This is a genomic window from Bilophila sp. 4_1_30 (genome assembly GCF_000224655.1).
Lineage (GTDB): Bacteria > Desulfobacterota > Desulfovibrionia > Desulfovibrionales > Desulfovibrionaceae > Bilophila > Bilophila wadsworthia.
In genome coordinates, this window is sequence record NZ_JH114232.1 from 576,434 (window position 1) to 585,119 (window position 8,686).

9 protein-coding genes are annotated in these 8,686 nt (G+C 62.2%); 4 read left to right on the forward strand and 5 right to left on the reverse strand.

The window, feature by feature from the left end:
* Positions 1-50 precede the first annotated feature (50 nt).
* Positions 51-1,928 carry a YgiQ family radical SAM protein gene (locus tag HMPREF0178_RS09185; protein WP_009380372.1) on the reverse strand — a complete coding sequence of 626 codons (1,878 nt, stop codon included), beginning with the start codon at positions 1,926-1,928 and terminating at the stop codon, positions 51-53.
* A gap of 164 nt (positions 1,929-2,092) precedes the next feature.
* On the opposite strand from HMPREF0178_RS09185, the gene HMPREF0178_RS09190 reads away from it, so the two are divergent.
* On the forward strand, positions 2,093-3,310 hold the full coding sequence (locus HMPREF0178_RS09190) for a glycosyltransferase family 4 protein (RefSeq protein ID WP_009380373.1): 1,218 nt from the start codon (positions 2,093-2,095) through the stop codon (positions 3,308-3,310).
* 122 nt (positions 3,311-3,432) lie between these two features.
* Here the strand turns inward: HMPREF0178_RS09190 and HMPREF0178_RS09195 are convergent, their stop codons facing one another.
* Positions 3,433-4,050: a SagB/ThcOx family dehydrogenase gene (locus tag HMPREF0178_RS09195; RefSeq protein WP_009380374.1), complete on the reverse strand. Its 618-nt coding sequence runs from the start codon at positions 4,048-4,050 to the stop codon at positions 3,433-3,435.
* A 129-nt stretch (positions 4,051-4,179) separates the two neighbouring features.
* Between HMPREF0178_RS09195 and HMPREF0178_RS09200 the strand changes: the two genes are divergently transcribed.
* A complete protein-coding gene (locus HMPREF0178_RS09200) occupies positions 4,180-5,454 on the forward strand; it encodes a histidine-type phosphatase (protein WP_009380375.1) in 1,275 nt (424 codons plus the stop codon).
* Between the two features lie 385 nt (positions 5,455-5,839).
* Here the strand turns inward: HMPREF0178_RS09200 and HMPREF0178_RS09205 are convergent, their stop codons facing one another.
* The 3 genes from HMPREF0178_RS09205 to HMPREF0178_RS09215 form a co-directional block, all read right to left on the reverse strand.
* The gene (locus HMPREF0178_RS09205; protein WP_005028279.1) at positions 5,840-6,187 is read right to left on the reverse strand and encodes a hypothetical protein; all 348 of its coding nucleotides are present in this window, start codon (positions 6,185-6,187) and stop codon (positions 5,840-5,842) included.
* 165 nt (positions 6,188-6,352) lie between these two features.
* Positions 6,353-6,988, reverse strand: a complete 636-nt coding sequence (gene nth / locus HMPREF0178_RS09210) for an endonuclease III (protein ID WP_009380379.1) — start codon at positions 6,986-6,988, stop codon at positions 6,353-6,355.
* A gap of 191 nt (positions 6,989-7,179) precedes the next feature.
* Positions 7,180-7,413: a hypothetical protein gene (locus HMPREF0178_RS09215; protein ID WP_009380382.1), complete on the reverse strand. Its 234-nt coding sequence runs from the start codon at positions 7,411-7,413 to the stop codon at positions 7,180-7,182.
* Positions 7,414-7,624: 211 nt separating this feature from the next.
* Here HMPREF0178_RS09215 and cutA point away from each other — a divergent pair, with 211 nt between their 5' ends.
* Positions 7,625-7,945, forward strand: coding sequence for a divalent-cation tolerance protein CutA (gene cutA, locus HMPREF0178_RS09220; RefSeq protein ID WP_009380383.1), 321 nt, complete (start codon positions 7,625-7,627; stop codon positions 7,943-7,945).
* On the forward strand, positions 7,945-8,686 hold a 742-nt coding region (locus HMPREF0178_RS09225; RefSeq protein ID WP_009380385.1), incomplete at its 3' end, for a PfkB family carbohydrate kinase. The genes cutA and HMPREF0178_RS09225, both read left to right, overlap by 1 nt.

Here is an 8,686-nt window from a genome sequence, read left to right on the forward strand (position 1 = left end):
GGGGGAGGAGAAACCTTTCTCCAGAAAGGTTCTCCTCCCCCTCCCCAATCTTACTTCTCCATCTTCCTCCTGCCCCTCTCCACAAAAGCTTTCCTGTTGCCCTGTCCCTGCCCCTGCGTGCGGGGGCGCTGGCCGGAGGGCCTGCCGAGCAGGATCTCATGCTGGCGGCGGCGCTCCTCATCCGTCCGGGCCACATAAATGGGCGCACCGTCCGGGGTGCAGCGGGCGTAATACATGGCCGTCGCCACCGTGCCCGGCGTGGGGATGAAGCACTGTACCTGACGGGGCGACCAGTTGCGGGCCGCGAGCCAGTCCCCGAGCTGGCGCATGTGCGCGTCGGTACAGCCGGGAAAGGCGCTCATGAGGTAGGGGATGACGTACTGTTCCTTGCCGTGGGCTTCGGAGTAACGGACAAAGGCTTCGAGGAAGGCTTCAAAGGGCTTCATGCCGGGCTTGCGCATGAGGTCGAGGACATCGGGCACGCAATGCTCGGGCGCGATTTTGAGCTGCCCGCCGGTGAACTCGCCGGTATAGGCCGCAAGCGCGGTGGCATCCTTGAGCGCGAGATCGAAGCGCACGCCGCTGGCAACCCGGACATGCTTCACGCCGGGCGTGGCCTGCACGTCGCGGAGGAGATCGATGCAGGCGCGCTGATCCACGGAAAAGCCTTTGCAGATGGACGGATACATGCAGCTGTCGCGTCGGCACTTGGAAGGATCGAGGCGGCAGGCCGCGCCCCACATATTCGCGCTCGGGCCGCCCACGTCGGAAATGGAACCGCCGCGCGGCATGGCGGCAATGCGTTTTGCCTCGTCGAGGATGGACGCTTCGGAACGGGAGGCGATGCGGCGGCCCTGATGGAGGGCCAGCGAGCAGAACGAGCACCCGCCCCCGCAGCCGCGATGGGTGGTGATGCTCGTGGCGATCATTTCCACCGCCGGGATCGGTTCCTTGTAGGAAGGATGCGGACGCCGCGAGAACGGCAGGGCGTACAGGCCGTCCAGTTCTTCGGTGGTCAGGGGCGCGGCGGGAGGCATGAGGAGGACCGTGCGGTCGCCGTTGGGCTGCGCGAGGATGCGGCGGGACTGGTGGGTCTCGCGCTCAAGCCGGACGGTCCCGTCCAGATAGGCGCGGGGCACGGCAAGCATCTCGTCGTGCGAGGGCAGGCGGACAAGCTCAAGGCCGTCCAGCTCCTCGGCACCGGAGGGGATGGAGGCTGTTTTGACGAGCCGCGCCGTACCGGGAATCCCGGCCCAGAGGTCCGGCCACAGCTCCCCATCCACGGGCTCCAGCACGGACAGATCGCCCACGAGTTCGGCCACGGCGTCGAGCCGCCGGGCGACGTCGAGGAGGGCGCGCTCGCCCATGCCGCAGGAAAGGATGTCCAGCCGGGCGTCGAACAAGATGGAACGGCGCAGGCTGTCGGCCCAAAAATCGTAATGGGTGATGCGGCGGAGCGAGGCTTCGATGCCTCCGGCGAGCAGGGGCAGGCCGGGGAATGCCTTGCGGATCAGCCCCGCGTAGACGATGACGGCGCGGTTGGGGCGCGATCCGGCTTCGCCGCCGGGCGTGTAGGCGTCATCGTGGCGTTTTTTGCGGAACGCCGTGTAGTGCGCCAGCATGGAATCCAGCGCCCCGGCGCTCACCCCGGTGAACAGGCGGGGGCGGCCCATGCGGGCGAGGTCGGCGATGCCCTGCCCCTCGTCCTTCCAGCGCGGCTGGGCCACGATGCCCACGCGGTAGCCGTGTCCGACCAGCCAGCGGCCGAGCAGGGGCACGCCGAAGGAAGGATGATCCACGTAGGCGTCGCCCGTGACAAGAAGTATATCAAGGGAATCCCACCCGATGGCGTCCATTTCGGCGCGGGTGGTGGGCAAGAACGGCGGTTGCGGCAGCGGCGTGCGCGCGGGGAGTGTAAGATCGAACATGCCCGGTAGTATAAGGCAGGGAAAACCGGAAGGAAAGGCTGATTCTCGGCCCCAGCGGGGGCGGCATGAAAACCTTGTGCGCTCCCTTTGCTTTTCCCGGCTTGAAGGGTACAACGGGACGGTCCCGCCAACCCTTTTTCCCGCGCCCTCGCGCTCAGAACATCATGGCACGAATCGCCCTCATCCTGCCCCGTCTCAGCCGTTACGGAGGCGTCGAACAGTTTGCCTTCCGCCTTGCCGAAGCGCTGGCGGAAACCCGCAACAGCGAACACGAGGTGGAATTCATCTGCGCCCGTTCCGAGTGTCTGCCGCCGGTCGGCGTGCGGACGCATATCGTCGGACGCCCCGGCGGATTGAAGTTCATCAAGATGCTCTGGTTTCTTATCCGGGCCGAGCAGGTGCGCAAGCGCGGCAACTACGATCTGGTTATCAGCCTCGGCAAGACGTGGAATCAGGACATGATGCGCGTGGGCGGCGGCCCGCAGAAAACCTTCTGGGAGCTTTCCGAGAAGGCATGGCCCGCCGGTTTTTCCCGTTGGTTCAAGCACCTGCGCCGTCGCCTGCTGCCCTCCAACTGGCTGACCCGGATCATCGACAACCACCAGTACCGCAGCGGCTGCCGGATCATCTGCGTGTCCGACGCGGTGCGCCACTGGACGCAAAAGGCGTATCCCGGCATCCCCGTGCCGGAGGTCATCTACAATCTGCCGGATCTTTCCCGCTTCACGCCGCCGACGCCCGAGCAGAAGCTGTTTTCGCGCATCGCCCTGAACATCGACAACAATCATGTCGCCATCGCCACCGCGACCAGCAATTTCGCCCTCAAGGGCACGGGGATCCTTATCCGTTCCGTGGCGATGCTTCCCGAGACTGTGCATCTGTTCATCGCCGGGGGGCGGGATTCCGAGCCCTACCAGCGGCTTGCGAAAAAGCTCGGCGTGGCCGGGCGTATCCATTTTCTCGGCAAGGTGGAGGACATGCCCGCGTTGTACCGGGCAATGGATCTGTTCGTCCTGCCTTCGTTTTATGACGCCTGTTCCAACGCGGTGCTTGAGGCGTTGGCCTGCGGGCTCAAGGTGTTGTCCACAACCGCCAACGGTTCCAGCGTGTTTCTGCCGCAGGAGCACGTCACCCCCGATCCCGGCGACGCCGAGGATCTCGCCGCGCGTATCAAGGTGCTGATCGACGAGCCCGCGCCCGGGCCGTTCCGTATTCCCGATCATATTCAGGCCGGGCTCGACACATGGGTACAGGTCGTCAACGAGGAGTGCGATCAGCGTACGGGAAAGAGCGGCGAGGTGAGAGAAAGGAAGGCGGACGGGACAGAGGAAAATGAGGGAAACGGGAAGAAACCCCATCCTTCACCTTCCCAAGATTTCTGATTGGCGGGGAGGCCGCGCGGAGGGAGCCCCTTCCGGGGGGAAGCGGGGGATCTTGAAAAAAGAGCCTGAACGGTGTTTCGTTCAGGCTCTTTTCTTTGCCGTTCATTATGGGATGTTTTTTTCTATTCGCCCCATCCGATGCTTTGGGAAATCAGGATATGCTTGGATTTGGGGAGGCCGAGGGCGGAAGCGAGGCCTTCGGCGTCGTAGGAAGCGCGGACGACGTTGTGCAACCCCACGGAGGCGCAGAACAAGCCCACGTTCTGGTAGGCGGAACCCGTATGCATGGCCGCGAAAAGCTCTTTGCTGTTTTTCTGGGTGTCGGTGACGTAAACCAGCCCTACCGGGGCTTCGCGGACAAAGCCCTGCCCGGCGAGGAAGTTGCGCAGGTCGGAGGAGCTGACCTGTTCGAGGCTGTGTTTCGGGGCGTCGTAGAGCCATGCTCCGTCGCTGCGGAGGACGTAGATTTCAAGATCCTGCCGATTCTGGGCTGTGGGGATGGTCCGTTTTCCGTTGGGGCGGTTCACGCCGTACGCGGCCCAGAGCAAATCGCCGAGCAGTTTGTCGGAAAGCGGCTTGGCGGTGAACGAGCGGTTTGTCGCCCGTCCGCTGAGCGTTTGCATGAGCGGCTTTCCCCCCTTGGTATCGGGAGGGGGGAATGCAAGGGAGGTGGCGGCCTGCGCCGTGCCCACCATGAGGAAGAGACAGGCGGCCAATACCGGAATGAACCGTTTCGTCATAGCGTGGACTCCTTGGAAAAGAGGCGGGCCTCGGAGGGATGGCCTCCGTTCGGCGGAAGGATGCGGGTTATCATGGGGTGGTTACAGACTGGAAATACGCGTAGCCTGCCCTGAAAAAGGAGGATAACCATGAAATGGGGACTGTCCATATTGGCGCTGTGCGCGTTGCTTGCCGCAACCGCGCCGGAGGGCGGAGCGGCGGAGCAGGGTGGCGGTGATGCAAAACTTTTGAAGATGGTGGTGTTGTCGCGGCATGGGGTCCGCTCGCCCACGCAATCTTCCGAAACGCTTGGGAGCTGGAGCCGCAAGGACTGGCCCGAGTGGCCCGTGAAGCGCGGCGAGCTGACCCCGCGCGGGGCCAAGCTGGTCACCGCGATGTGGGAACAGGAGGCGGCATTTTTACGCGAGGCCGGTTTACTGCCCTCAAAAGGTTGCCCGGAGGCCGGGACGATAGCCGTCCGTGCCGATCGGGATCAGCGTACGCGGGTCACGGGAGAGGCCGTGCTCGAGGGGCTGGCTCCGGGGTGCGGGTTCAAGCCTATCGTGAACGAGACGGACCATCCCGATCCGCTGTTCCATCCGTTGGAGGCCGGATATTGCGCGCTCGATCCCTCCGTTGTTCGCAAGGAAATTCCCGTCGGCGCGATTGAGGGGCTTGAGCAGTCGCTCTCGGGCCCCATAGGTGAATTGGCGGCCATCCTTGGCCCCGCGTCTCCCGAATTTTGCCGCAAGCATCAACTGCCCGAAGGGTGTACGGTAGCGGACGTGCCCACGCGCCTGACGCTTGCCAAGGACAACCGCACGGTCCACCTCGACGGCAAGCTGGGGACGGCTTCAAGCGCGGCGGAAATCATGCTGCTGGAGTATGGCCAGTGGGATCATCCCGCCGGATGGGGAGCCGTGGACAAGGGGGCGCTGCAACGCCTGCTCCCGGTGCACAGCACGGTCTTCGACGCCGTGAACCGCGCGCCTTCCGTTGCCGCCGGGCGCGGCAGCGAATTGCTGCTGGATATGGCGAACGCGCTTACGGGCCGGTATGCCGATCCCGCCGTCAACAAGGCGAAGGTTGTGGTGTTCGTTGGGCACGATACGAATATTGCGAACATCGGCGGTATGCTCGGCCTGCATTGGCAGCTCCCCGGCTATGCGCCCGATGAAATTCCCCCGGCAAGCGCGCTGGTGCTGACGCTGTGGCTGCAAAACGACGTCTATCAGCTCCGGGCCCGGATGATCGGGCAGTCGCTGGATACGCTGCACGATCCCGCCATGAAGGGCGAGGTCTTGAGGCAGGATATTGAGGTGCCGTGGTGCGGCCCGTATGAGGACGGCAAGAACTGTACGCTGACCGATTTCGAATTGCGCGTCCGCGATGTGCTCCGTCCCGAGTGCGTCCGGGAACGTTAGAAGAAGGCGTCAAAGAGACCGCCCGCCTCGTTTCGCCGTCTGACGGCATGAAGCTCTCGGTTCCCTTCAAAACATGATGAAGCGGCCCCATGTCCGGTACAAGCCGGATATGGAGCCGCTTTTTTGTACCTGAAGGCAGCCGTCCTTCTCCTGTTTTCCCGACAAAAAAATGGCGATTGATTCTCGCCATGTCTCTTGAAGGGAGCGCACCAGATACTGATGCAATTTACAGGTTCAGCCTGTACCCGCACGGGAAAGCCGACAGAAGGGATTCGATAAGGCCGAAAGTCTTGGGTGGGAGAGGGGTGGGGTTTGGGGAGGGGGGAGGGAACCTTTCTTCAGAAAGGTTCCCTCCCCCCTCCCCAATTATTCTATCCCAACCCCGTTAACGGGCTTCATACTTCCCGTCGGGGAGCAGGGTGATCTGGCCGGCCTTGTTCAGAGGCACGCCGATCCACGTCATGGTTTCGCCGGCCTTGTTGGTGACTTTGACGTCCCAGGCTTCGGCCTTTTCGGTACGGCTGACTTCAACGTCCACCTTGTCGCCGTTGGGGAGGGTTTCCTGCTTCAGCAGGTTTTCTTCCCAGTCGTTGGCATTGGTGGGAGAGAGGTACAGCGTATAAATATCATACTGAGCACCGTTGAAAATGTTGATCTTCTTGTCCATGGCAAGAGCATGCCCGGCCATGCCGAGCGAAGCGACGAGCGCAAGAGCGACGATGAGACGTTTCATGGCGTTTCTCCTCTTCCTCCGGGCAGGTTGTACCGACCGCTTCCTGAAAAGGCCCGCAGTCCCGGACTCTGCTGCGGCCCTCGGACACAGGAACGTAATCTATACGTTCAGGGTACGATGAGGAGAAAATGATGCCATGATAATCAATAGGTTGCCGGAATGATTCTACTCCACGCCTACTTTGGGGCAAAACGGAGCCATCTCGCATTCGTCGCACAGGGGCTTCCGCGCATCACAGACATGGCGGCCGAACCAGACCATCCGGTGGTTGACCTTGCCCCATTCGGATTGCGGGAACAGTTTGACCAGATCCTTTTCGATGTCCACGGGATCGGTATGCTTGGTGAGCCCGAGGCGCCCGGAGATGCGCTTGACGTGCGTGTCCACGGCAAGGCCCTCGTTGATGCCGAATCCGCCCCACAGGACCACGTTGGCCGTCTTGCGGGCCACGCCGGGCAGTTTGATGAGGTCCTTCATGGTGTTGGGCGTTTCGCCGTTGAATTCCTTCACGACGAGCTGCGCGGCGGCGATGAGGTGTTTTGCCTTGCTGTGATAGAACCCGACGGAGTGGATGACTTCCTCGAGCTCGGGGATGGTGGCTTGGGCGAGGGCCGCCGGATCGGGCCAGCGGCGGAAGAGTTCGGGCGTGACCTGGTTCACGCGCTTGTCCGTGCATTGGGCGGCGAGCACCGTGGCGACGAGCAGTTCCCACGGGCTTTCGGCTATGAGATGGGTTTCGAGATCGGGATAGCGTTCGGCGAGCAGCTCAAGGACTTTTGCAGCCCGTTGTTTGTCTGTCATGGTCGTTTCCTTCATTCGGGGTGGCGCGCCGTGGAGCGCGGCAACGCGTCCCGGACGGATATTCCGCCCGGAACGCCGGAAACAAACCATAAGATCGGGAGGCCGAAAAGCCAAGCAGTGGGGCCGATGCCGGGGCCGGTGAGTGAAGAGATCTCCCGCCCATGCGGAAGCGCTGTTCACTCACCGGATGCTTACATAAGCGTTTCGATTTCGTCGAATTCGGGAGAAACGAAAATGACCGGCTCCGGGCCCTGTTCCATAGGGGCCTGCATGGTGGGCTCTTCGGTTTCACAAAGGGGTTCGCACACTTCAACGAGGGTTTCCAGTTCGTCGAATTCGGGCGAAGTGTAGGTAACGGTATCCAGCCTGCACCGCGTGCCGCCCTTGACCATGACATCGGAAACAATGCTTCCATAGGCAGACATGGCTCTCCTCCAGAGAAAAGGGTTATAAAACAGTTACCTCTATATTTTTGATAGTCCCCCGCACCGGGGGCGTCAACCTGTTCTGTTCAACCAAACAACAAAAAAAGCCCTTTTTCTCAAAAAGGCCCGTGCTTGGGGCTGGGCGGCTCGATTGCCAGAACGGTACGAAACGGCTATCGTTTCGACCCAACGCACTGTGAAGGGAGGGAATATGGCGCTTCTCGTCTACATGACGGCGGCTTCGGCGGACGAGGCGGAAAGCATCGCCGGGGATCTGGTGGAAAACCGCCTTGCGGCCTGCGTGAACATCATGGCCCCGATCCGCTCGGTATACTCGTGGAAGGGAGAGCTTTGCCGTTCCGAAGAGATCCCCTTCATCGCCAAGACGGACGACGATCGTTTTGAAGCGCTGGCCGCCCGGGTGCGTGCCTTGCACAGTTATGAAACCCCCTGCATCGTAGCCCTGCCCGTGGCCCGGGGGGATGCGGATTTTCTCGCTTGGATCACCGAATCAACACATCCGGAGGAATGATGTCCATTTATGTCGCCGGTTCGCTGGCTTTCGACCGTATCATGTCCTTTAACGGCGCATTCGCCGACCACATCCTAGCCGACAAGCTGCATATTTTGAATGTAAGCTTCCTCATCGACGGGCTGGTGGAAAAGCGCGGCGGCTGCGCGGGGAACATCGCCTATACGCTGGCGCTGATGGGCGAAAAGCCGCTTATCCTCGCCACGGCGGGCAAGAATTTTTCCGAATACGGCACGTTCCTCGAATCGAAGGGGATTTCGCTCGAAGGCGTCCGCGTCATGAAGGACGAATTCACCGCGAGCTGCACGCTGATCACCGACAAGAACAACAACCAGATCAATGGATTCCACCCCGCCGCGATGGGATTCCCGTGCGAGTACGCGTTCCCGCATCCCGACGCTTCCGCCGACTGGGGCATCGTATCCCCCGGCAACCTCGACGACATGAAGGCGCTTCCCCGCTTGTTCCGCGAAAAGGGCATCCGGTACATCTACGATCCCGGCCAGCAGATCCCGGCGCTTTCCGGGGACGATCTGCTCGACGCCATCACGGGTTCGGCCCTGCTCGTGACCAACGACTATGAGCTGGAGATGATCAGCAAGGCCACGCAGCGCACCCGCGCCGAACTGCGCGCCCTGACCGGCGGCGTGATCACCACGCTCGGCGAGCAGGGCTCGGTCATCGACAACGGCGAGCGGGGGAGCGTGGGCATCGCCGCGCCCAAAACCGTGGCCGACCCCA